This window comes from Streptomyces sp. NBC_01257 (genome assembly GCF_035917255.1).
Classification (GTDB): domain Bacteria; phylum Actinomycetota; class Actinomycetes; order Streptomycetales; family Streptomycetaceae; genus Streptomyces.
This window is the reverse complement of sequence record NZ_CP108472.1, coordinates 4,507,027-4,529,598: the sequence shown is the minus strand read 5'-3', so window position 1 is coordinate 4,529,598 and position 22,572 is coordinate 4,507,027. Positions and strand designations below refer to the sequence as shown.

The 22,572-nt window shown below is 71.3% G+C and carries 19 protein-coding genes and 2 pseudogenes; 10 read left to right on the top strand and 11 right to left on the bottom strand.

Annotated features, from left to right (window positions below; all coding sequences use genetic code 11):
* Window positions 1–18: 18 nt before the first annotated feature.
* Window positions 19–1,092: a potassium channel family protein gene (locus tag OG408_RS19415; RefSeq protein WP_266786277.1), complete on the top strand. Its 1,074-nt coding sequence runs from the start codon at window positions 19–21 to the stop codon at window positions 1,090–1,092.
* 19 nt (window positions 1,093–1,111) lie between these two features.
* Complete coding sequence (locus tag OG408_RS19410; protein WP_326671035.1) at window positions 1,112–2,110, top strand: NAD(P)H-quinone oxidoreductase; 999 nt, start codon at window positions 1,112–1,114, stop codon at window positions 2,108–2,110.
* 192 nt (window positions 2,111–2,302) lie between these two features.
* Here the strand turns inward: OG408_RS19410 and OG408_RS19405 are convergent, their stop codons facing one another.
* The 6 genes from OG408_RS19405 to OG408_RS19380 form a co-directional block, all read right to left on the bottom strand.
* Window positions 2,303–2,851, bottom strand: coding sequence for a bacterial proteasome activator family protein (locus OG408_RS19405; protein WP_285569761.1), 549 nt, complete (start codon window positions 2,849–2,851; stop codon window positions 2,303–2,305).
* A gap of 131 nt (window positions 2,852–2,982) precedes the next feature.
* The gene (locus OG408_RS19400) at window positions 2,983–5,826 is read right to left on the bottom strand and encodes an ABC transporter permease (protein WP_326671032.1); all 2,844 of its coding nucleotides are present in this window, start codon (window positions 5,824–5,826) and stop codon (window positions 2,983–2,985) included.
* On the bottom strand, window positions 5,823–6,614 hold the full coding sequence (locus tag OG408_RS19395; protein ID WP_326671030.1) for an ABC transporter ATP-binding protein: 792 nt from the start codon (window positions 6,612–6,614) through the stop codon (window positions 5,823–5,825). Before OG408_RS19395 ends, OG408_RS19400 begins: the two co-directional genes overlap by 4 nt.
* A 170-nt stretch (window positions 6,615–6,784) precedes the next feature.
* Complete coding sequence (locus OG408_RS19390) at window positions 6,785–7,396, bottom strand: PadR family transcriptional regulator (RefSeq protein WP_266780343.1); 612 nt, start codon at window positions 7,394–7,396, stop codon at window positions 6,785–6,787.
* Between the two features lie 84 nt (window positions 7,397–7,480).
* A complete protein-coding gene (locus tag OG408_RS19385; protein ID WP_326671028.1) occupies window positions 7,481–8,173 on the bottom strand; it encodes a hypothetical protein in 693 nt (230 codons plus the stop codon).
* Between the two features lie 142 nt (window positions 8,174–8,315).
* Window positions 8,316–9,977, bottom strand: a complete 1,662-nt coding sequence (locus tag OG408_RS19380; RefSeq protein WP_285569750.1) for a protein kinase domain-containing protein — start codon at window positions 9,975–9,977, stop codon at window positions 8,316–8,318.
* Window positions 9,978–10,272: 295 nt separating this feature from the next.
* On the opposite strand from OG408_RS19380, the gene OG408_RS19375 reads away from it, so the two are divergent.
* Window positions 10,273–11,919 carry a protein kinase domain-containing protein gene (locus tag OG408_RS19375; protein WP_266780340.1) on the top strand — a complete coding sequence of 549 codons (1,647 nt, stop codon included), beginning with the start codon at window positions 10,273–10,275 and terminating at the stop codon, window positions 11,917–11,919.
* A gap of 7 nt (window positions 11,920–11,926) precedes the next feature.
* Here the strand turns inward: OG408_RS19375 and OG408_RS19370 are convergent, their stop codons facing one another.
* The 3 genes from OG408_RS19370 to OG408_RS19360 form a co-directional block, all read right to left on the bottom strand.
* Window positions 11,927–12,910 (bottom strand): phosphotransferase, encoded by a 984-nt coding sequence (locus tag OG408_RS19370; protein WP_266780339.1) that lies wholly within the window; start codon window positions 12,908–12,910, stop codon window positions 11,927–11,929.
* 63 nt (window positions 12,911–12,973) lie between these two features.
* Window positions 12,974–13,402 (bottom strand): pyridoxamine 5'-phosphate oxidase family protein, encoded by a 429-nt coding sequence (locus OG408_RS19365; protein ID WP_285569746.1) that lies wholly within the window; start codon window positions 13,400–13,402, stop codon window positions 12,974–12,976.
* A gap of 100 nt (window positions 13,403–13,502) precedes the next feature.
* Complete coding sequence (locus OG408_RS19360) at window positions 13,503–14,162, bottom strand: response regulator (RefSeq protein ID WP_285569743.1); 660 nt, start codon at window positions 14,160–14,162, stop codon at window positions 13,503–13,505.
* Between the two features lie 339 nt (window positions 14,163–14,501).
* Here OG408_RS19360 and pdhA point away from each other — a divergent pair, with 339 nt between their 5' ends.
* The 7 genes and pseudogenes from pdhA to OG408_RS19325 all read left to right on the top strand — a co-directional run bounded on the left by pdhA (window position 14,502) and on the right by OG408_RS19325 (window position 20,892).
* Complete coding sequence (pdhA, locus tag OG408_RS19355; RefSeq protein WP_266780336.1) at window positions 14,502–15,665, top strand: pyruvate dehydrogenase (acetyl-transferring) E1 component subunit alpha; 1,164 nt, start codon at window positions 14,502–14,504, stop codon at window positions 15,663–15,665.
* Window positions 15,666–15,667: 2 nt separating this feature from the next.
* Window positions 15,668–16,648, top strand: coding sequence for an alpha-ketoacid dehydrogenase subunit beta (locus OG408_RS19350; RefSeq protein WP_326671023.1), 981 nt, complete (start codon window positions 15,668–15,670; stop codon window positions 16,646–16,648).
* 10 nt (window positions 16,649–16,658) lie between these two features.
* Complete coding sequence (locus tag OG408_RS19345; protein ID WP_285569737.1) at window positions 16,659–18,089, top strand: dihydrolipoamide acetyltransferase family protein; 1,431 nt, start codon at window positions 16,659–16,661, stop codon at window positions 18,087–18,089.
* 278 nt (window positions 18,090–18,367) lie between these two features.
* Complete coding sequence (locus OG408_RS19340) at window positions 18,368–19,039, top strand: DUF4232 domain-containing protein (protein WP_326671020.1); 672 nt, start codon at window positions 18,368–18,370, stop codon at window positions 19,037–19,039.
* Between the two features lie 171 nt (window positions 19,040–19,210).
* Window positions 19,211–19,408 (top strand): annotated as a pseudogene (locus tag OG408_RS19335) (maleylpyruvate isomerase N-terminal domain-containing protein); the annotation flags it as partial.
* A 55-nt stretch (window positions 19,409–19,463) separates the two neighbouring features.
* Window positions 19,464–19,568, top strand: a pseudogene (locus OG408_RS19330) (DUF397 domain-containing protein); the annotation flags it as partial.
* 139 nt (window positions 19,569–19,707) lie between these two features.
* Window positions 19,708–20,892 (top strand): esterase-like activity of phytase family protein, encoded by a 1,185-nt coding sequence (locus OG408_RS19325; protein ID WP_326671018.1) that lies wholly within the window; start codon window positions 19,708–19,710, stop codon window positions 20,890–20,892.
* Between the two features lie 157 nt (window positions 20,893–21,049).
* Here the strand turns inward: OG408_RS19325 and OG408_RS19320 are convergent, their stop codons facing one another.
* On the bottom strand, window positions 21,050–21,844 hold the full coding sequence (locus OG408_RS19320; protein WP_326671016.1) for a DUF4097 family beta strand repeat-containing protein: 795 nt from the start codon (window positions 21,842–21,844) through the stop codon (window positions 21,050–21,052).
* A 165-nt stretch (window positions 21,845–22,009) separates the two neighbouring features.
* Window positions 22,010–22,558, bottom strand: coding sequence for a DUF1062 domain-containing protein (locus OG408_RS19315; RefSeq protein ID WP_326671014.1), 549 nt, complete (start codon window positions 22,556–22,558; stop codon window positions 22,010–22,012).
* Between the last annotated feature and the right edge of the window lie 14 nt (window positions 22,559–22,572).

The following is a 22,572-nucleotide window of genomic DNA, read 5'->3' as shown; positions in this document are numbered from 1 at the left end:
CTTCCCGGCCATGACGCGATGGCCAGGCGCGCCGACGAACATGCCGTTCCCACGCGGGTGATGCTCCCGCGCAGGGTCATCGACGGTCCGGCGCGCCAGGTGGCCAAGCGGCTGATGATGGCCCTGATGGTGCTCGCCATCACGGTGCTGATCGTCTGGGTCGACCGCGACGGTTACCACGACGCGGCCGACGGCAAGGTCGACCTGCTGGACGCGGTGTACTACGCGACGGTCACCCTCTCCACCACCGGGTACGGCGACATCACTCCGTACAGCGACGGCGCCCGGCTCATAAATGTGGTGCTCGTGACACCACTGCGCGTGCTCTTCCTCATCATCCTGGTCGGCACCACCCTCGAGGTCCTCACGGAACGGACTCGGGAGGACTTCCGGCTGAAGCGTTGGAGAACCAACTTGCGTGACCACACCGTCGTCGTCGGCTTCGGCACGAAGGGCCGCTCGGCCATCCAGACCCTCTGCGCCACCGGGCTGCGGAAGGACCAGATCGTCATCGTCGACCCGGCGTCCAAGGTGATGGAGATCGCCAACGCCGAGGGCTTCACCGGAGTGCTCGGGGACGCGACACGCAGCGATGTGCTGCTGCGGGCCGAGCTGCAGAAGGCGCGTCAGATCATCATCGCCACCCAGCGCGACGACACGGCCGTCCTGGTCGCGCTCACCGCGCGGCAGCTCAACCGCGGCGCGAAGATCGTGGCCGCGGTGCGCGAGGAGGAGAACGCCCCGCTGCTGCGGCAGTCCGGTGCCGACGCCGTGATCACGAGCGCCAGCGCGGCCGGGCGGCTGCTCGGTCTCTCCGTGCTCAGCCCCAGCGCCGGCACGGTGATGGAGGACCTGATCCAGCAGGGCAGCGGGCTCGACCTCGTCGAACGGCCGGTGATAAAGGCCGAGGTGGGCAAGAACGTCCGCGAGACCGACGACCTCGTGGTCAGCGTGCTGCGCGGGCACCGGCTCCTGGGGTACGACGATCCGGCCGCCAGCCCGCTGCAGCTGACGGACCGGCTGATCACGATCGTGCGCGCCACCAACGAACCGCCGCTCAACCAGCCGCCGCAGGCCGCCCCGCGCAACTGAGCGGAGTAGCCTCGCGGCCATGTATGCGATCACGATCCCCGAACCCGGTGGCCCCGAGGCGCTCGTCTGGGCCGAGGTGCCCGATCCCGTAGCCGGCGAGGGCGAGGTCCTCGTCGACGTCGTGTCCAGCGCGGTCAACCGGGCCGACGTGCTGCAGCGGCAGGGCTTCTACAACCCGCCGCCCGGTGCGTCCCCCTACCCGGGCCTGGAGTGCTCGGGCCGCATCTCGGCGCTCGGCCCCGGAGTCACCGGCTGGTCGGTCGGCGACGAGGTGTGCGCCCTCCTCGCGGGCGGCGGCTACGCGGAGAAGGTCGCCGTTCCCGTCGGGCAGCTGCTCCCCGTACCGGACGGGCTGGACCTCACGCTCGCCGCGGCACTGCCGGAGGTGACGGCCACCGTCTGGTCCAACGTGTTCATGGTGGCGCATCTGCGGCCCGCCGAGACGCTGTTGGTGCACGGGGGATCCAGCGGTATCGGCACGATGGCGATCCAGCTCGCCAAGGCGGTCGGGGCACGGGTCGCCGTGACCGCCGGCGGACCGACGAAGCTGGCGCGCTGCGCCGAGCTCGGTGCCGACATCCTGATCGACTACCGGGAGCAGGACTTCGTCGAGGAGCTTCGCAAGGCGACGGACGGGGCGGGCGCGGACGTCATCCTCGACATCGTCGGCGCGAAGTACCTGGACCGGAACGTGCAGGCGCTCGCCGTCAACGGCCGGCTCGCGATCATCGGGCTCCAGGGCGGTGCCAAGGGCGAGCTGAACCTGGGTGCCCTGCTGACCAAGCGGGCCGCTGTCACGGCGACGTCGCTGCGCGGGCGCCCGCTCGCCGAGAAGGCCGCGATCGTCGCCGCCGTACGTGAGCACGTATGGCCGCTCATCGCCGACGGCGTCGTTCGGCCGGTCGTGGACCGCATGTTGCCGATGCCGGACGCGGCGGAGGCCCACCGCGTCATGGAGTCCAGCACCCACGTCGGCAAGGTGCTCCTGCAGGCGCCCCAGGCGTCCGCCACGAACTGAACCGACCACGACCCCAGGCGTCCGCCACGATCTGAACCGATCGCCCCAGGCGTCCGCCACGATCTGAACCGACCACCCCGGAACCGCAGCCACGCGCAGGGCCCGGCACACGGAGTTCGTGTGCCGGGCCCTGCGCGTGTGCTTGTGCTCGTTCGACGGGTTTCGGCAAGAAGTACGGAACCGGACCGCGGCCTACAGGTACGGGCCCGAGCGGATCGCCCCGTGCGGGTCCGCGCCACCGTCCTCCTCCTCGTGGCCGCTGCCGGGAGGCAGCGCGCGGCGCATCTGCTCCAGCTGCGCACGGGCCGCCATCTGCTGGGCGAACAGTGCCGTCTGGATGCCGTGGAAGAGGCCCTCCAGCCAGCCGACCAACTGGGCCTGTGCGATCCGGAGTTCCGCCTCGGAGGGAACCGACTCCTCGGTGAACGGCAGGGAGAGCCGCTCCAGTTCCTCCACCAGCTCCGGCGCGAGGCCGTCCTCCAGCTCCTTGACCGAGCTGGCGTGGATCTCCTTGAGGCGTACCCGGCTCGCCTCGTCGAGGGGAGCCGCCCTGACCTCCTCCAGGAGCTGCTTGATCATGCTGCCGATGCGCATGACCTTGGCGGGCTGTTCGACCATCTCCGTCACCGGGACCTCACGCGACTCGTCGTCAGTGCCACCGCCGCCGATCGCCATTCCGTCCTGCCCCACTACGAGGACCTGGGGGTGCTCCTGCGACCGTTCATTCCTCGGCATCTCCATGCCGTCCATTGTCTCGCACACGTGCCGTTCAACACTGTGGTGCCCCCGGAAACGGATGATCCACCGTTTCCGAGGGCACCGAATCGGCTGCGAAGCAGCCGGTCAGGCCGTCTGCGCGGGCTCTCTCCCGGTCATCCGGCGCGCCGCGCCAGCGTCAGCCGGGAGCGGGTGAACACCGCCGCCAGCACCCCGGCCAGCAGCGGAACGGCCAAGGCCAGCAGTCCGATGGTCGCCCAGGGCAGCACGATCGGCGTGAACGCGGACTCCATGGGCTCGATCCGCATCGCCTGCAGCGCCTTGCGCTGGTCGACCAGGCGCAGCGCCACCGCGGGCACCAGGCCCGCCGCGGTGCCCAGCAGCACCCCGGTGAGTGCCACCACCACGCACTGGAACCCGGAGAGCGACCGCCGGACGCGCGGGGGCGCGCCGACCGCGCTCAGCGTGGTGAGGTCGGCCTCCGCGTCCGCCTTGGCGAGGCCGGTGGTGATGGCCGCCGCACCCAGGGTCACCACCCCGGCGAACAGGGTGAGGATCAGCAGGATGACGTCCTCCCGGTCGCCCGGACCGTTCTCGGTCTGGAGCCAGATCCCGCCGCCGGCCTGTTCGATGGCGGCCGAGACGCTCTGCGTCCCGGCGTCCGTGGGCGGTCCGGGGACGGCGTACACGGTGCCGGACCGCGCGGTGTGCAGGCCGAGCCGCTCGGCGGTCCGCTGCGGCATGATCATGCGGATGCCGGGGGTGGCGGCGTACTCGGCGTCCGCGACGTACACCTTCAGCCGGTTCGTGGTCTTCCGGGCCGGGCCGGGGTGCAGCTTGCGGTTCCTGGTGTCCTTGGCGTTGTAGGTGTGGACGGCCTTGAGGGTGACCTCGCCGTTCTTCGCGTACGCCCGGTTCAGCAGGACGGGGGTGCCGGCCCTCAGCGCCGCGGCGGCCGCGGGGTCGTCGAGTTTCGCGTACGTGTGGAGCAGGGCGGCGTCGCCCACCACGATGTTGTTCGTCTCCGAGCTGAAGCTGCCCGACGAGAGGTACTCGTCCATGCAGGCGGGGGACCGCATCATCGCGCGGTGCTCCTCCGCGGAGAGCCGTGCGGCGAGTTCCTTGGCGCCCTTGGTATTGAGGGGGCAGGTGTGGCCCTTGCCGGTGGGCTTGACCAGCTCCAGGCTGCCGCAGCGGGACTCGTCCTCGTAGTAGACGGAGCAGTCGCTGCCGGCCCAGAGGCGGGAGAAGTCGGCGTGGCCGCCGGTCACCGCGATGTTCCGTTCGACGGCGGCCCGGGCCAGCGGCAGCCGTTCGGCGGCCTCGGTGTCGACGGCCGAGAGCACCATCGTCCCCTTGGACAGCATGGGCGTGTAGTCGTGGTCGGACTCCGCCAGGCTGCTGGACATGTACGTCGCGATGGCCACCGAGCCCGCGACGGCGGCCATCACGGCGGCGACCGCCGGAGCGGTGCGGCCGCGGTTGCGGGCGGCGTCGCGCAGGGCCATCCGGGGCGAGAGCGGCAGCCTGCGGCCGAGCCGGCCCAGCAGGCCGACGATCACCGGAATGCAGGCGAGCAGCCCGAGTTCGGCGACGACCGAGCCGCCGGACACCAGGGTGGAGTTGCCGGTGGTGCCGCCGTACGCGGCGACGGCGACCCCGAGAGCCAGGGCGCCGGAGCCGATCGCGGGAAGCACCCGGGAGCTGCGGCGCACACCGCGCCGCCCGGTGAGCGACTCCAGTACGGACTGCCGGGCGGCCACGATCGCCGGGGCGAGCGCAGCGAGGAGCCCGGTGACCAGGCCGAGCACGGCGATGACGAGGAGTTCCGTCGGCTTCAGGAGCAGGGAGCCGAAGCGCTGACCCGCCCAGTCCTCGATCAGCGGCCGGAACGCGACCGTGAGCAGCAGCCCGGCCGCGACCCCGGTCACCGCCCCGATGCCGCCCAGCACCAGCCCGCCGGAGAGCACCACCGCACGGATGTGGCGCCGGTCGCCGCCGCAGGTGCCGACGAGTCCGAGCTGGCGGCGCGAGCGCCGCGCCCCCACGGCGAAGGCCGGTCCGGCGAGCAGCACGATCTCCAGGACGGTCATGGCGACGACGGTGACGGCGGCCGTGCTCACCTCGACCGGTTCGCGCGGCGTGTAGTCGGTGATGGTCCGCGCCATCGGGATCTCGGAGTCCGGCGGCGGGTCCAGGACCACCTGGCGGGACACGACGAGCGCACCGGCCTTGTTGGCCGCGAGCACATCGCCCCAGCCGATCCCCGCCGTGCCGGAGCCCTCGACCAGCCACTCGGTCGAGCCGGTGTTGGGCGGCAGCACCTTCCTGTCGCGGTCGGCCGCGGCCTGCCACGGGGCGATGACCGCGCCCGGATCGGCGTACAGCTGCTTCGCCTTCAGGTCGTCGGGCTCCTCGACCACACCCGTGATGGTGTACGTCCGGCCGGCGCCGTTCACCGTGGTGCGGGAGCCGATGTGCAGCCCGGACGACTTCAGGAACGGCTCGGTGGCCGCCATCTCGTCCGTGCCGTGCGGAAACGCGCCCTCGACCAGGTCGATCTTCCCGCGCGCCATGCGGTCCGAGGTCCGGACCTCCGTGATGTCGGCGTCGGTCAGTCCGTACGCCGTCGTCACGCTCGCGGGCACCGAAAGGATACTGATCGCCCGTGCGCCCTCGGGGAAGGCCGTACTCATGTCGACCGGCGGGGCCTCCCCGTCGGGGGCTTCCTTCCCGGCGGCGTCGTACATGTTCCCGTCGGGCATCTGCTGCAGCGGCCCCAGCCCCGGATCGCTGAACAGCGCGTCGGCGGAACCCATCCTGGCCGTCAGCTTCTCGGCCTCGGTGGAGTCGACACTGCGGTACGCGATGTCAGCGGCCGTCACCCCGAGCACCGGCAGCGCGATCATCGCGACGACGAGCGCGCTGCGGCCCTTGGCCCGCATGGCGTCGCGCCGGGCGATCCGGAGGGCGGCGCGCCACCCCGTGAAGACGCTCACTCGGGGCTCCCGGCGGCCAGCAGCGAATCGGCCCCGGCGGTCAGCGTCTGGTCGACGATCGAGCCGTCCCGGAGGAAGACGACCCGGTCCGCCCAGGCGGCGTACCGCGGTTCGTGCGTCACCATCACCCCGGCGGCGCCCTGGTCGCAGCGGTTGCGCAGCAGCGCGAGGACGGTCTCTCCCGTCTCGGAGTCGAGGGCCCCGGTCGGTTCGTCCGCGAGCACCAGGCGGCGGTCCCCGACCAGCGCGCGGGCGATCGCGACGCGCTGCTGCTGGCCGCCGGACATCTCGTCCGGGAAGCGGTCGGCGATCTCCAGGAGGTTCATCTCCTCCAGCGCGGCGCGGGCCTCCTTGCGCGCCTTGCGCACCGGGACGCCGTCGAGCTCACGCGGCAGCGCGATGTTCTCGGCGGCGGTCAGGGCGGGGATCAGGTTGTAGTCCTGGAAGACGTAGCCGACGCTGCGGCGGCGCAGCGCGGCCACCCCCTTGCGGCCGAGCGTGGAGATGTCCTGGCCCTCGATGACGACCTGTCCTGCGGTCGCGGTGTCGAGACCGCCGGCGATGGTCAGCAGGGTGGACTTGCCGGATCCGGACGGTCCCATCACGGCGACGAGCTCGCCGGGGTGCACGGACAGGTTGATGCCGCGCAGCGCGTGCACCTCGGCGATACCGGTGCCGTGGGTACGGGTCAGGTCGCGGAGTTCGAGCACCGGCGCGTCCACCGACAGGGGCGGAGCGGCCGGGGACGGGGACGGGGACGGGGACGGGGACGGGACGTGCAGGGACATGACGGTGGGTTCCCCCTCGGAACGGTTCTGTGGTCGGCAGGAACGGTTCGGTGGCCGGCGGCGGAGCGCGCGGTACCGGACGCGGTGGTGGCAGGTGGTGCAGGAGAGCGCGGTCCGGCGGCGGTGGTGGTGGCAGGTAGTGCCGGAGTACGCGGTCGGGCTGACGTGGCTCAGCGGCGTGCGCGGGGCCCGGAGGCGCCGCGGGCGGGGCTGCGCGGGGCCGTGGGCGCCTCGGGCTCGGTGGCGGCGGCCTCGGCGAGGCGGACCAGCCGGGCCTCGCAGTGGTCCAGCCAGCGGGCCTCGGCCTCGGCCTGGAAGATCAGCTGCTCCAGCACGAGCAGCCAGGCGACCTCGTCACGGTTGGCGGGCACGTCAGTGAGCGCCTGCGCCTTGAGGCGGGTGTAGTCCTGCATCGCCTTCACCGTGTGGTGGCGCTGGGACTGGATGACGGCCCGGATGTCGACGCCGGGGGCTCCGACGGCCATGGCGAGCTTGATCGCCAGCTCGTCGCGGGGCGGGCTGCTGCGGTCGACCGGCGTCTCGAACCAGGAGTGCAGCTCGGTGCGTCCGTCGTCGCTGATCGAGTAGAGGGCGTGCCCCTGGTCGTCCTCGCCGTCCTGGACGACCAGGCCGTCGCGCTCCAGTCTGCTCAGCGTCGTGTACACCTGCCCGACGTTCAGCGGCCAGGTGGAGCCGGTGCGCGACTCGAACTCGGTGCGGAGCTGGGAGCCGTAACGAGGCCCCCGCTCCAGGAGGGCCAGCAGCCCGTGACGGATCGACATACTGAGTATGTATACCGAGTATGTTGCCGGGCGCAAGTCTCCGCGGGGAGCTCCGTGTCCGCCGCTTCTCCGGCCGTCCGGCGTTCAGACCGAGCGGCGGATACGGAAGGCGAGGAAGCCGAGACCCAGCCCGACCAGGGCGATTCCCGCGCCGAGCGACAGCTGCTGGACCTGCTCGACCGCCGCCCCGTCAAGCGCCTGCCGCGACATCCGGCCCGTTCCGGGTGACGTGCTCGGCTCCGGGGTGACGGCCGGTACGGCGGCGGGTTCGGTCGCCTCGGCCTCCTCCTCCGCTTCCTCGGCCGCCTCCTCCTCGGACGCTTCGAGGGCGTCGGCCCGGGCGATCTCCTCCGGTGTCATCGTCCTGCCGGGGCGCGGCCGCCCCTCCCCGGCGGGCCGCCCCGCCAGCGGCGACTGGGCGTCGTCCGGGCGAGGCGATCCCGCGCTCGGCGAGGGCTGCCCGGGCGCAGCTGCGTCGTCCGTGGGGGAGGGCGTGGCGGAGGCCGGGGAGAGCGACGGCAGGGGCGCGGGATGTGCGGGGTGTGCGGGCACGGCGGAGGGGACGCCGGAGGCGACGGGAGCGGAGTGCGACGCGGCCGGGGAGCCCGAGGGGAGGAGCGCCTGCGGCGTCACGGACAGGCGCGCGGGCGCCCGGGTGGGCGTCTGCTGGTCCGCGTGCGCCTCGCCGGCCGTCAGGCCCCCCAGGGTCGCGGCCGCCGTCAGCGCCAGGCAGGCCACGCACCTTGAGAGCCGTGAGGCGAGGTGTCCTGAAGCCATGCGACCACCGTCACATGTGACGGTGTGTCCGGCATCTCAGGTGATACGGATGGATGGCGGACGGGACCGGGCCACTTCCCGACTGGATGGCGGGCGGGACCGGGTCACCTCACGACGACGCGGCCCCGGACCCCGTCCCCGGCTACGCCGGGTCGCCCGTGGCGATCCGCAGCTCGAAGTGGGCGCCCGTCTTGGGCACCGCGGTTCCGGACGTGGGGAACTGGTCGATGACCTGGTCCTCCGCGTACGCGTTCCCGGGAACCTTGATGATCTTGAGGGTCCAGCCGGCCGCGTCCGTGCAGGCACGCGCCGAGAGGATGTCCTTGTAGAGGAAGCTCGGGGCGTCGACCTTGTTCGGGTCGTCGTCGTCCTCGTACGCGTCCGTGCACTTCTCGGTTTCCATCGTCCGGTTCCGCTCCGGATCCTTGTGGCCACCGGCCGGGGACTCGCTCGACGAGGCCTCGGTGCCGCCCTTGCCCGGGTCGTCGTCACCGTCGCCGTTCAGCGCGAGCGCGGTGATCAGGCCGCCGATCGCGATCAGGGCGACCACGATCGAGCCCACGATCACGGGCATGTTCCGCCCGGAACCGCCGCCCGACGACCCGCTCTGTGTCTGTGTCTGCGGCGACATGGAGTACGGCGGCGGGGTCTGCTGCTGCATCGGCGACATCGCCGCCGGTGTCTGGTAGGCCGGAGCCGACTGCGGGTAGCCGTACGAAGGCGCCGGGGCGGGCGTCGGGGCGTACGGACCGGGCTGCTGCTGCGACTGGTACGGGCCAGGCTGGTACGGCGTCTGGACGTTGTGCGGCGCCGGGGTGGACTGGTCGACCGGCGGGAAGACGGCCGAACCGACGCCCGAGCCGCTGTTCGACGGTGCGCCCGCACCGCTGACGATCACGGGGGCGCCCGTCTGGCCGCCCGCGTTCAGCACGCGCGTGATCTCGTCCTGCATCGCGGCGGCGCTCGGGAAGCGCTCGTTCGGATTCTTCTTCAGGGCGCGGGCGACGAGCGCGTCCATCGCCGGGGTGATGGAGCGGTTGATGGTGGACGGGGCGACCGGCTCCTCCTGCACATGCGCGTACGCGATGGCGAGCGGCGAGTCCGCGTCGAACGGGATGCGGCCGGTCAGCAGCTGGAACAGCATGATGCCGACCGAGTACAGGTCGGACCGCGCGTCCACCCCACGGCCCAGGGCCTGTTCGGGGGAGAGGTACTGCGGGGTGCCGACGACCATGCCGGTCTGCGTCATCGACGTGACGCCCGACTGCATGGCGCGGGCGATGCCGAAGTCCATGACCTTCACGATGCCGCGCTTGGTCACCATCACGTTGCCGGGCTTGATGTCGCGGTGGACGAGCCCCATTTCGTGGCTGGTGTCCAGGGCGGCCAGCACGTCGGCCGTCACCTTGAGCGCCTTGTCGGCGGGCATCGCGCCGTAGGAGCGGATGTCGGCCTGGAGGACGGAGCCGAGCGGCTGCCCCTCGACGTACTCCATGACGATGTACGGCATCAGCGCGCCGCCGAGTTCGTCCTCGCCGGTGTCGAAGACGGAGACGATGTTGGTGTGCTGGAGCTTGGCGACCGCCTGCGCCTCGCGCCGGAAGCGCTCACGGAAGGACTGCTCGCGGCCCAGTTCCGTGTGGAGGGTCTTGATCGCGACCTGCCGGTCCAGCGCGGAGTCGTACGCCAGATAAACGGACGCCATCCCGCCCTCGCCCAGCAGGTCGCGGAGCTGGTAGCGGCCGCCGGCGACCGAACCGCCCGCGTAGCGACCCTGGGCACCCTGTGCGCCGTCCTGGCTCATGACTTGCTTCCCCCTAGGGCGCGCGATTCGCGCGAAGATCCGTATTACTGGCCAAGTCTGCCCGAGGGGTACGACACGTCAAGCCAGGTGCCCGTTCCGTGACCCTACGCACAAGAAGCGTCTCGGAAGCGTTACAGGAACCGCATGGAATTTGCGTGGTGGGCGCGCCAGCCGGTTGGATGGCCCGTCCCTCTCGGAAACGGTGTGTCCGACGGAGGCTGTAGCGTGACGTCGCAATGCAGCAAGGCACCGTGAGAACCCGCGGACGCGCGGACAGAAACGACGGCGAGGACTGATGGCACCCGAACCCGAAGCAAACGGCGGCGGAGTTCCGGATGGCACCGACTCCTGGGGCGTCGGCGGTGTGGTCGGTGACGGACGTTACCGGCTGACCGGCCGCCTCGGCCGGGGCGGCATGGCCGAGGTGTTCGCGGCCGAGGACGTCCGGCTGGGACGTACGGTCGCGGTGAAGCTGCTGCGTTCCGATCTTGCCGAGGACCCGGTCTCCAAGGCCCGGTTCACGCGTGAGGCGCAGTCGGTCGCCGGCCTCAACCACCATGCGGTCGTGGCGGTGTACGACTCCGGTGAGGACACCGTGGCCGGCCAGACCGTCCCGTACATCGTGATGGAGCTGGTCGAGGGCCGCACCATCCGTGACCTGCTGCTCAATGCCGAGGCGCCGCCCCCCGAGCAGGCGTTGATCATCGTCTCCGGGGTGCTGGAGGCGCTCGCCTACTCGCACCAGCACGGGATCGTGCACCGCGACATCAAGCCGGCGAACGTGATCATCACGCACTCCGGCGCGGTCAAGGTGATGGACTTCGGCATCGCCCGTGCGCTGCACGGCGCGCAGTCGACGATGACCCAGACCGGCATGGTCATGGGGACGCCGCAGTACCTCTCCCCCGAGCAGGCGCTGGGCAAGGCCGTCGACCACCGCTCCGACCTGTACGCCACCGGCTGTCTGCTGTACGAACTCCTCGCGCTGCGGCCCCCGTTCACGGGCGAAACGCCGCTTTCCGTTGTGTATCAGCACGTTCAGGACATTCCGGTCCCGCCGTCGGAGATCTCCGACGTGGTGCCGCCGGAGCTGGACGGGCTCGTGATGCGCTCGCTCGCGAAGGACCCGGACGACCGGTTCCAGAGCGCCGAGGAGATGCGCGGGCTCGTCCAGTACAGCCTGCAGATGCTCCAGGTGCAGGGCGGTCACACCGGTACGTGGAACACCGGCCCGGTCGCGCTGCACGAGGGCGCGGGCGGCACCCCGCCGCACGGCACGAGCGGCTCCACCCGCGCGATGGGGTACCAGCAGCACGGGGACACCTCGCAGGGCCCGATCCTGCCGCCGATGAACCCGGACGACGGCGGTTACGACGGCAGCACCCGGCAGGGCGGTGGCGGCCGCGGCAAGCTGTGGCTGTTCGTCGTGCTCGCGCTGATCGCGATCGGTGTGGGTGTGGCCTTCGCGGTCAACGCGGCGAAGGGCGGCGGCGAGAAGCCGAAGACGCCGGTCACCTCGACGTCCAGCTCCCCCTCCCCGACGAAGTCGTCGGCCTCGCCGACCGACGAGGAGACGACGCAGGACACCGAGCAGCCGGGCAACTCCACGGGTGATCAGCAGGAGACCCCCGAGCAGCCGTCGTACACCCCGTCGTACACCCCGAGCAAGACGGCCGACCCGTCGCCCACGACCTCTCCGACCGAGACGGACACGGAGGGGACGACCGAGGGCAACACGGGTACCAGCGAGGGCAACACGGGAACGAGCGAGGGCAACACCGGTACCAGCGAGGGCAACACGGGCACCAGCGAGGGCAACACCGGTACCAGCGAGGGCAGTACGGGAACGAGCGAGGGCACGGACGCCGGTGGCGCGGACGCGGGCGCAACGACCGGGACCGCCGCCGGAGCAGCCGCGGGCGCGGGCGGCACCACCCCGTAGCCCGTCCTCACCCCGTGAACGCCTCGCGCACCGCCTCGTATTCACGGGTCCACCAGACCGCCAGGGCCGACACCGCAGGGAACTGCGGGTCGGCCCTTCGGTCGTTCAGGCAGTAGCGCCACCGCAGTATCCAGAAGTCGTTGAGCCGCTCCCACCACACCCGGTGCACCGCCGCGGCCAGTTCGTCGGCCCCCGCGCCGGCCGCCCGCCGGTAGGCGCGCGCGTACGCCCGCACCTTGCCCAGTTCCAGTTCCCCGGCCGGCAGTACGAAGAAGATGACCGCGGCGCGGACCGCCTCCTCCGCGCGCGGCTGCACGCCGAGCCGGTCCCAGTCGAGGATCGCCACCGGGTCGGCGCCCCGGTAGAGGACGTTCAGCGGGTGGAAGTCGCCGTGCACCCAGCCGGTCGCCGGACCGTCCGGGGCGGGCGGTCGGCGGTCGGCGTGCTGTTCCAGCAGGGTGCGCCGCTCCTGGAGCCGGTGTTCGGCCAGTTCGTCGAAGGAGTCCCGGGGCCGGCGGCGGCGCGCGGCGGTCAGTAACTCGTCGATCAGCGCGAAGGTGTCGGCCGGATCGGGGCTGGCATGCCCGGACCGGGCCCCGGCCCCCGCGTCCATCACCTGTTCCAGTCCCGTGTGTACGGCTCCGAGCAGCGCCCCGAGCCGCAGCGACTGGGCGAGGGTGAGCTGCGCGCCGGCCCGGTGCAGGCCGTCGACCCAGGGGTGCAGGGCGTAGCAGCGGCCGCCGATCTCGGTGACCGTGCCGCCCTCGGTGTCCTCCACGGGCGGGGCCACGGGCACACCGAGTGACTGGAGGCGCTGGGTGGCGCGGTGCTGGCGGACGATCGTGGCCCGGTCGCCCGTGGTGTCGTCCAGGTGGTGCTTGAGGAAGTACGAGCCGCGGGTGGTGGACACCCGGTAACCGTGGTTGAGCAGGCCCTGGGCGAGCGGCTTGCAGGTGAGCGGCTCGCCCGCGTCCGGGTAGCGGCGGAGCACCTCGCCGACCGGGGGAACAGGCGGGAATGTTACAGATGAGCGCGGCACTCGCCAGATGTTAGATCACGCTGCGTTGCGGATCTGCGGAGTTGCGTGGAAGTCCAGAGTGTGCACAGTGACGAAGTGCGGGTCGAGCCGGATGTAGGCCGGTTCGAAGGGCTCCCCGTTGACCTCGACGGGGGCGGGGCCGAAGTCCTTGCGCTGGGCGCAGGTCGGCTCGACGATGCGGGCGGGTCCGGTGAACTGCACGGACCACAGGTCGCGGCTGCCGGCCGAGGTGGCCGCGTTGTAGTTGTCCGCCCCGTACGCGACGACCGCGCCGTCGCAGGCCTCGTGGTAGCCGAGCCCGCTGTGCATGCGCAGGAAGACGCGGCCGTCCGTGACGATGTGCCGGGCCACCGTCAGGATCGGGAGGGCCCGCATGCTCGTCGCCAGGCGGCCGTAGGGGACCCGGCCGAGCAGTTCGATCGCGTGGAGTTCCTCGGAGGACATGCCTTCCACTGTCCGTCACCCGTGTGGACGGAATAAGAGGCCGGGGCCCCGGGTGGGCCGGGACCAAAGTCCTGAACCCGGCCCCTCGGGGGCGTGCCCCTCAGCGCTTCTCGGCCTGGAGCCGTGCCACATAGGCGGCGGCCTGCGAGCGGCGTTCCATGCCCAGCTTGGACAGCAGGCTGGAGACGTAGTTCTTGATCGTCTTCTCGGCGAGATGGAGCCGTTCGCCGATCACCCGGTTCGTCAGCCCCTCGCCGATCAGATCGAGGATCTTGCGTTCCTGATCGGTCAGGGCCGCGAGTTTGTCGTCGCCGCGGCCCTTCTTGCCGTCGCGCAGCCGCTCCAGCACCCGTGCGGTGGCCACCGGGTCGAGCAGCGATTTTCCGGCCGCCACGTCCCGTACCGCATTCAGCAGTTCATTGCCGCGGATCGCCTTGAGCACATATCCGGCGGCGCCCGCCATGATCGCGTCGAAAAGCGCCTCGTCGTCGGCGTACGAGGTCAGCATCAGACAGTTGATGGACTCGTCCTGGGAACGGATCTCGCGGCAGACCTCCACCCCGCTGCCGTCCGGCAGCCGTACGTCGAGGACGGCCACATCGGGCCGGGTCGCGGGGATGCGTACCAGCGCGTCCGCCGCCGTACCGGCCTCGCCGACCACCTCGATGTCGTCCTCGACCGAAAGCAGCTCATGGACTCCGCGGCGGACGACTTCGTGGTCATCCAGCAGAAAAACAGTGATTTTTCCTTCTTTGCGCACAAACGCAGTCTCACACACTCCCCTCTTCCCTGCCGCTGTCGGGCGGGATAACGTGCCGTTGTTCCGGCGGCCTGCAAGGCTGTTCCCAGTGCTGTGACCAGCGGGAGTTCCCGAATTCCTGGATTTACTTGGATATCCAAGCAAAATCGCAGGTCAGCAAGGGTTTCGCAGTTATGCGGCCCACTGGGTAACGTGCCTTTGACAGGGCGCTCGCCGGGGCACCTGTCACGCCTGTTCCCGGACCGAGCGGCACCCACCCCGTGCACGGGTACGGACACAGGCGAGCCGCACTGGTCTCCCGGCAGACCCCGGGGGCCGGACCGACGGAGGAGCACGCACGTGACCGTGGAGAGCACTGCTGCCGCGCGTAAACCGCGACGCAGCAGCAAGCGGACCAGCGCCGCGAAGACGCCCGCGAAGACGCAAGAGACTTCCGCGCCCGAGCTCGTACAGCTGCTGACGCCCGAGGGCGAGCGGATCGAGCACCCGGACTACTCGATCGACCTGACGGCGGACGAGCTGCGCGGTCTGTACCGGGACATGGTCCTGACCCGCCGCTTCGACGCCGAGGCCACCGCGCTGCAGCGTCAGGGCGAGCTGGGCCTGTGGGCCTCGCTGCTCGGCCAGGAGGCCGCGCAGATCGGTTCCGGCCGGGCCCTGCGCGACGACGACTACGTCTTCCCGACCTACCGCGAGCACGGCGTCGCCTGGTGCCGCGGGGTCGACCCGACCAATCTGCTCGGGATGTTCCGCGGTGTGAACCACGGCGGCTGGGACCCGAACACCAACAACTTCCACCTGTACACGATCGTCATCGGCTCGCAGACCCTGCACGCCACCGGTTACGCCATGGGTGTGGCCAAGGACGGCGCGGACTCGGCCGTGATCGCGTACTTCGGGGACGGCGCCTCCAGCCAGGGCGACGTCGCCGAGTCGTTCACCTTCTCCGCGGTCTACAACGCCCCGGTCGTGTTCTTCTGCCAGAACAACCAGTGGGCCATCTCCGAGCCGACCGAGAAGCAGACCCGGGTGCCGCTCTACCAGCGCGCCCAGGGCTTCGGCTTCCCCGGCGTCCGGGTCGACGGCAACGACGTGCTGGCCTGCCTGGCCGTCACCCGTTCCGCCCTGGAGCGCGCCCGCCGCGGCGAGGGCCCCACCCTCGTGGAGGCGTTCACCTACCGCATGGGCGCGCACACCACCTCCGACGACCCGACGAAGTACCGGGCCGACGAGGAGCGCGCCTCCTGGGAGGCCAAGGACCCGATCCTGCGCCTGCGCACCTACCTGGAGAAGGAGGGCGTCGCCGACGAGGCGTTCTTCACCGGTCTCGAGGAGGAGAGCGAGACCCTCGGCAAGCGCGTCCGCGAAGCGGTGCGGGCCATGCCCGACCCGGAGCGGCTGGCGATCTTCGACCACGCCTACGCCGACGGGAGCCCCCTCGTCGACGAGGAGCGCGCCCAGTTCGCCGCCTACCAGGCATCGTTCGCCGAGGAGGGCAAGTAGCCATGGCCGTGGAAAAGATGTCCATCGCGAAGGCGCTCAACGAGTCGCTGCGCAAGGCCCTCGACACCGACCCCAAGGTCCTCATCATGGGTGAGGACGTCGGAAAGCTGGGCGGTGTCTTCCGGATCACCGACGGGCTCCAGAAGGACTTCGGCGAGGACCGGGTCATCGACACCCCGCTCGCCGAGTCCGGCATCGTCGGCACGGCGATCGGTCTCGCCCTGCGCGGCTACCGGCCGGTCGTGGAGATCCAGTTCGACGGCTTCGTCTTCCCCGCGTACGACCAGATCGTCACGCAGCTCGCGAAGATGCACGCCCGCTCGCTCGGCAAGATCAAGCTGCCGGTGGTCGTGCGCATTCCGTACGGCGGCGGCATCGGCGCCGTGGAGCACCACTCCGAGTCGCCCGAGGCGCTGTTCGCGCACGTCGCGGGTCTGAAGGTGGTCTCCCCCTCGAACCCGTCGGACGCCTACTGGATGATGCAGCAGGCCGTCCAGAGCGACGACCCGATCATCTTCTTCGAGCCCAAGCGCCGCTACTGGGACAAGGGCGAGGTCGACACCGAGTCCATCCCCGGCCAGCTGCACCGCGCCTCCGTCGCCCGCACCGGCACGGACCTCACGCTCGTCGCGTACGGCCCGATGGTGAAGGTCTGCATGGAGGCCGCCGCGGCCGCCCAGGAGGAGGGCAAGTCGATCGAGGTCGTGGACCTGCGCTCGATGTCCCCGATCGACTTCGACGCCATCCAGGCCTCGGTCGAGAAGACCCGCCGGCTCGTCGTGGTGCACGAGGCGCCGGTGTTCTACGGATCGGGCGCGGAGATCGCCGCCCGCATCACGGAGCGCTGCTTCTACCACCTGGAGGCACCCGTGCTGAGGGTCGGCGGCTACCACGTCCCGTACCCGCCGGCGCGGCTGGAGGACGAGTACCTGCCGGGTCTCGACCGCGTGCTCGACGCCGTCGACCGCTCGCTGGCGTACTGAGGACGGGGACGTGACAACGATGACCGACACTTCCAACGCTGCTCGCTTCCGTGAGTTCAAGATGCCCGACGTGGGCGAGGGACTGACCGAGGCCGAGATCCTCAAGTGGTTCGTCCAGCCCGGTGACACCGTCACCGACGGCCAGGTCGTCTGCGAGGTCGAGACGGCGAAGGCGGCCGTGGAGCTGCCGATCCCGTTCGACGGAGTGGTGCACGAGCTGCGCTTCCCCGAGGGCACGACCGTCGACGTCGGCCAGGTGATCATCGCCGTGGACGTGGCACCGGGTTCCGGTGACGCGGCCCCGGCGGCACCGGCCGCGCAGCCGGAGGCCGCGCCGGCACCCGCCGCTGTCGCGGAACCGGAGCCGGAGGCCGAGGCGCCCAAGGGGCGCCAGCCGGTCCTCGTCGGCTACGGCGTGGCCGAGTCCTCCACCAAGCGGCGCGCCCGCAAGGGCACGGAGGCGGCCCCCGCGGCCGCGGCTGCCGCGATCCAGGGCGAGATGAACGGGCACGGCACGGCCGCCATTCCCGAGGCCCGTCCGCTCGCCAAGCCGCCGGTCCGCAAGCTGGCCAAGGACCTGGGCATCGACCTGGCGACGGTCACCCCGACCGGCGAGGGCGGCGTCATCACCCGCGAGGACGTGCACGCGGCGGCGACGCCCGCGCCCGTCGTCGAGCCGGTGCGGACCGAGGCCCCGGTCGCGGCCCCGGCCGTGGCCCCCGCCCCGGTGGCGGCGGGTGCCCGCGAGACGCGCATCCCCGTCAAGGGCGTACGGAAGGCCATCGCGCAGGCGATGGTCGGCAGCGCGTTCACCGCGCCGCACGTCACGGAGTTCGTCACCGTGGACGTGACGCGCACGATGAAGCTCGTGGCGGAGCTCAAGGAGGACAAGGAGCTGGCCGGGGTGCGGGTCAACCCGCTCCTGATCGTCGCCAAGGCCCTCCTGGTCGCGATCAAGCGGAACCCCGAGGTCAACGCCGCCTGGGACGAGGCGAACCAGGAGATCGTGCAGAAGCACTACGTCAACCTGGGCATCGCCGCCGCGACCCCGCGCGGACTGATCGTGCCGAACATCAAGGACGCGCACGAGCAGACCCTGCCGCAGCTGGCGGCGTCCCTGGGCGAGCTGGTCGCCACGGCCCGCGAGGGCAAGACGTCCCCCGCGGCGATGGCGGGCGGCACGGTGACCATCACCAACGTCGGCGTCTTCGGCGTCGACACGGGTACGCCGATCCTGAACCCGGGCGAGTCCGCGATCCTCGCGGTCGGGGCGATCAAGCTCCAGCCCTGGGTCCACAAGGGCAAGGTGAAGCCCCGTCAGGTGACGACGCTGGCCCTGTCGTTCGACCACCGTCTGGTCGACGGCGAGCTCGGCTCGAAGGTCCTGGCGGACGTCGCCGCGATCCTGGAGCAGCCCAAGCGGCTGATCACCTGGGCGTAGCCCCCCGGCGGTACGTGTGTGAGGTGGGCCCGTGCGAGGTGTGCGCGGGCCCACTGCCATGTCCGCCGCCCGCCGGGCATAACGGCAGGTCAGGGGGCTCCTCCTCGCGCACCCACCGGTCCGTTCCGGCTCGGCGGGCTTGTAACAGGCATGTATTAGCCGGTGACCGGGCGGAACGGCCGAGCCGCTCAGGCCGCTCCTGTTGATCAGAAGCGCTCGCTGGTACCGACCCGTACCGAGTGGGCCGGTACTGACCAACCGATGCTGAGGACGAAACCATGCGCGCTCGTAAGCTCACCCTCGCGGCCCTGGCCCTCGCTGCGGGTCTCTCGCTCACGGCCTGCCAGAACGACGACGATGCCGCGGGCCAGGCCGACCCGTCGTCCGGGCAGTCCGCGTCCTCCGCTTCCTCCTCCGGCGGTGGCTCGGACTCGGGTGGTACGGACGAGGCCGGTGGCAAGGACTCATCCGCCCCGGACTCCGGCGGCTCTGCCTCCGGCGGGAGCGGGAGCGGCTCCGAGGCCAAGGGTGGCAAGTGCACCACCGACGGGCTGAAGGTCACGGCGCAGAACACCTTCATCGACGGCGACCGCGAGGGCAGCATCGCGGTGGGGCTGACGAACACCAGCGGCGCGGACTGCGTGATCTCCGGGTTCGTGGGCGTCGACCTGAAGACGAACGCGGGGACGATCTCCGCCACGCGCAAGGGTGACCCCGGTGACCCGTACACCCTCAAGAACGGCAAGGAGATCGACTCCAACGTCAGCTACCCGCTCAACAAGACGGGTGGCTCCGGCGTCACCATCACCGGCCTTGTGGTGACCCCGCCGAACGAGACGAAGTCGGTCACCCTCGACTGGCCGGGGGAGAGCTCGCTGCCCGCAGGGGACAGCGGCAACGGTGACCAGGTGCTGGTCGGCCCGATCGGCAGTGCCGGCCAGGGCGGCTGACCGGTGCTGCCGCCCCGGCGGTACGTGTGTGAGGTGGGCCCGTGCGAGGTGTGCGCGGGCCCACTGCCGTGTCCGCCCGCCGTGCCGGCGTAAATCCCCTGTCCGGCCGCCGGGTGACGGTGATAGACACCCGGAGTGGAAAAGACCCTGGAATTCTCCGACCTGCTGTGACTGATCGACCAGCGGTCAACTGCCTTCCGCGCGGCGGTCGCTGTCGCCCCCGACCTCGACGCTCAGGTGCCGACCTGCCCCGAGTGGACGCTGTTCGACCTGGTGCAGCACCTGGGCGAGGGGCGCCGCTCCTGGGCCGCGATCATCGCCGCCGGGCCCGACGCCGTCGCCAAGGCCGAGTGCGAGGACGCCCCGCAAGTCCAGCTACGGCGCGACGGCCAGTGAGTGCGTCGAGGTCGCCCGCAACGTCCCCCACGCCGTCGCCGTCCGTGACTCCAAGCGGCTGGACGGCCCCGCTCTCCTCCAAGCCCCCGCCGCGTGGGACGCCTTCCGGGAGACCCTGGGGCGACAGGCGTAGAACGTAGGCGCTCCGACCGGTCAACTCGGCTGCGGTGCAGGCCCGGTAACCGCCCAACCCTCACGCCACTCCGTTGCGTCACCCCATCACGCTTATGGGTGACTGCGAGCTGTAGGCGCACCGGGACAAGATCGCTTACATGAAATCTTCCTTGTTCCGCCGCGCCTCTCTCGCGGCATTGGTGCTGGTGACGACGGTGGCCCCCGCTGTGGCGGCCCAGTCGGACGGCGCCGCCGCGCGGTCGGAATCCGTTGTGAAGTCCCGCATCGGGGCGCAGGCCCGGTTGCTGGGCGAGAAGATCGTTCCGCACAAACTCGCTTTCCAGGGAACGACGGTCGGCGGTCTGTCCGGCCTCGACCGGAACCCCTGCACGGGTGAGTACGTCGCGATCAGCGACGACCGCTCTGTTCTTCAGCCCGCCCGTTTCTACACCGCGAAGATCGCGGTGGACGGCGCCGGGGTGCACTCCGTCGACTTCACCGGCACACACCCGTTCCGCCAGCCCGACGGTTCGGTCTACCCGCCGGCGAGCGCGGGGGACGGCAAGGCGGTGGACCCGGAGGAGGTGCGGGTGGACCCGCGCAGCTGCCGGTACTGGTGGGCCCAGGAGGGGGACCGGCCCAAGTCGGCGAGTGAACCGCTGATCCAGCCCTCCATCCAGTTCGCCGGCCGCCGCGGTGCCTACCGGGGACAGCTGCCGCTGCCGGCCAACTACGAGAACACGATGACCGATCGGGGCCTGAGGCGGAACAAGGCCGTCGAGGCGATCACGTTCGGGGACGGGGACCGCGTGCTGACCAGCGCGGTCGAGGGCCCGCTGCTCCAGGACGGGCCGGAGCCGACCCTGGAACACGGCGCCCTGGTCCGCGTCACGCAGCAGAGCCGCAGGGGCGACGTGCTCGGGCAGTTCGCCTACCCGCTGGAGAAGATCTTCGCGGCGTCGGACCCGACCAGCCTGTGGGGGCCGGACACCGGGGTGTCCTCGATCCTCGCGTTCCCCGACGACCCCAGCCGCTATCTCGTGCTCGAACGCAGCTGGGTCGCGGGCTCCGGCTACAAGATCCGGCTCTACGACGCCACCACCCGGGGTGCGACCGACGTGCGGAACGTCGACTCGCTCGCCGGCCACCGGGTCCAGCCGATGCGGAAGAAGCTGATCGCGGACTTCGACGACCTGGGCCTGTCCACCGTCGACAACACCGAGGGCATGACGTGGGGCCCGGCCCTGCGGGGCGGCGAACGGTCGCTGGTCCTGGTCAGTGACGACAACTTCGCGGACGACGCGGTCACCCAGTTCGTCGCGCTGGGAATCCGCTCCAGTTGAGGAGCCGTGCTCACCGGGCCCGGTCCTACGTACAGGACCGGGCCCGGCGTGCTGGGAGCGCTCAAGTCTCCGGTGGGGGAAGGGCGTGAGGCCAACGCAGCGCGTTGTCGGAATACAGAAGGAAAATCCCGTGATGTCCTGGTCGGACAGATGCGCGCTAACCGCGTCGGGCCTCGGTATCGCCGTTGACGGTGCGCAGGCTCAGCCGGTGTGTGTGGTCCGAGGCGTCGGACGGGATGTTCGTGGTCGAGCGGCCGTTCACGGTCTGCGCGTCGGTCGCGTACGCGGGGGCGGCGGACGGCAGGGTCACGTGCACGGAGCCGTTGCGGGTCACGCCGTCGAGCGTGCCGGGCGAGGTGGCGCACCCCAGATCGACGTCGCCGTTGACCGTCTCCGCCTCGATACCGGCCCCCTGGAGGCCGGTCGCGCGGACGGACCCGTTCCGCGTCACGAGGTGCTGGCGGGCGTTCTTCGCGCCCGCGTCCTGCACGGTGACGTCGCCGTTGACGGTGCTCAGGCTCAGCGCGCCCCGCACATCGCTCACATCGATGCCGGCGTTGCGCGCCCGCACCGTGAGCGTGACGCCGCTCGGTACGCGTACGAGCGGCATGCCGCCGCAGTTCGCCTTCGCCCGGTCGTCGCCCTCGTCGCAGGGCAGGTCGAGGCTGTACGTGCCCCCGTCCCCGTCCCCATGGGCGAGAACTGCCTCGTCCACCGTCAGGTGGTCGTCGTCCGTCCCGACGACCCGGACGCCGCCCTGGGTGGTGATGACGAGCCGGCTCCCCTGCGTGAGGGAGGTGGTCCGGAACGCCCCGTCGGACGAGGTGTGCGCCGCCCCGGGCTGCGCCTGGTCCGCGCCGTCGTGCCCGCAGGCCGTCAGCACCAGCAGCGGAACCAGCGCGCACCCGGCCCGGACGGTGCGGCCCTTCGCTTCGTTCCACGATGAGGTCATGGGACGCGTATACCCCGGGAACGGGGGTCCACGAGGCGGGTGGGAGCCCCGCGGAGGGCGTCCGTGAGGACACACCCCGTGCGGGGGCCCGCCCGTACGAGCAGCCCGGCGGCCGGCGCCGGGAACGCCGGGGGCCGAGCCCGGGATGACCCGGCCCCCGACGTCTCACCGCTTCAGCAGGAAGCCGAAGTCGCCGGAGATCCGTCCGGTCAGGCGGACCGGTGAGACGAGTTTCCCCTCGGCGAGCAGGCGTTCCGTCTCGGCCCGCGAGAGGCCGGAACCGTCCGCGATCAGACGCAGCGGACGGACCGGTATCCGGGCCGCGAAGCGGACCGATACGTCGAGTGCTACGCGGTCCGGGGCGTCCGGTTGGCCCGTGTCGAGGCGCCAGGCGTCGGTCCAGTCGAGGGCGATGCGGTTGCGGCGCCGCAGAACCGGGTCCTGGAGCAGCTCGGCCGTCAGGCCCGGATCGTTGTCGTGCATCCGGTCCAGCAGTTCGGGCCGGATGGAGCGCACGTGCGCCCGTTCCAGGACCGTGAGCTTGGTGGTCTCCCCGCACGTGGTGCAGAGCGCGAGGAGCCACGCGTCGAGGAGCTTGTGGTGGGCGTTGACGCGGAACTTGCCGTTCGCCCGGAAGCTCCCGGACGCGCACGAGTGGCACCGTCGCAGGACAAGAGGCAGGCAAGTGGGCATGACAACCCAGGTGTTGAGCACAGGGGTACACCGGT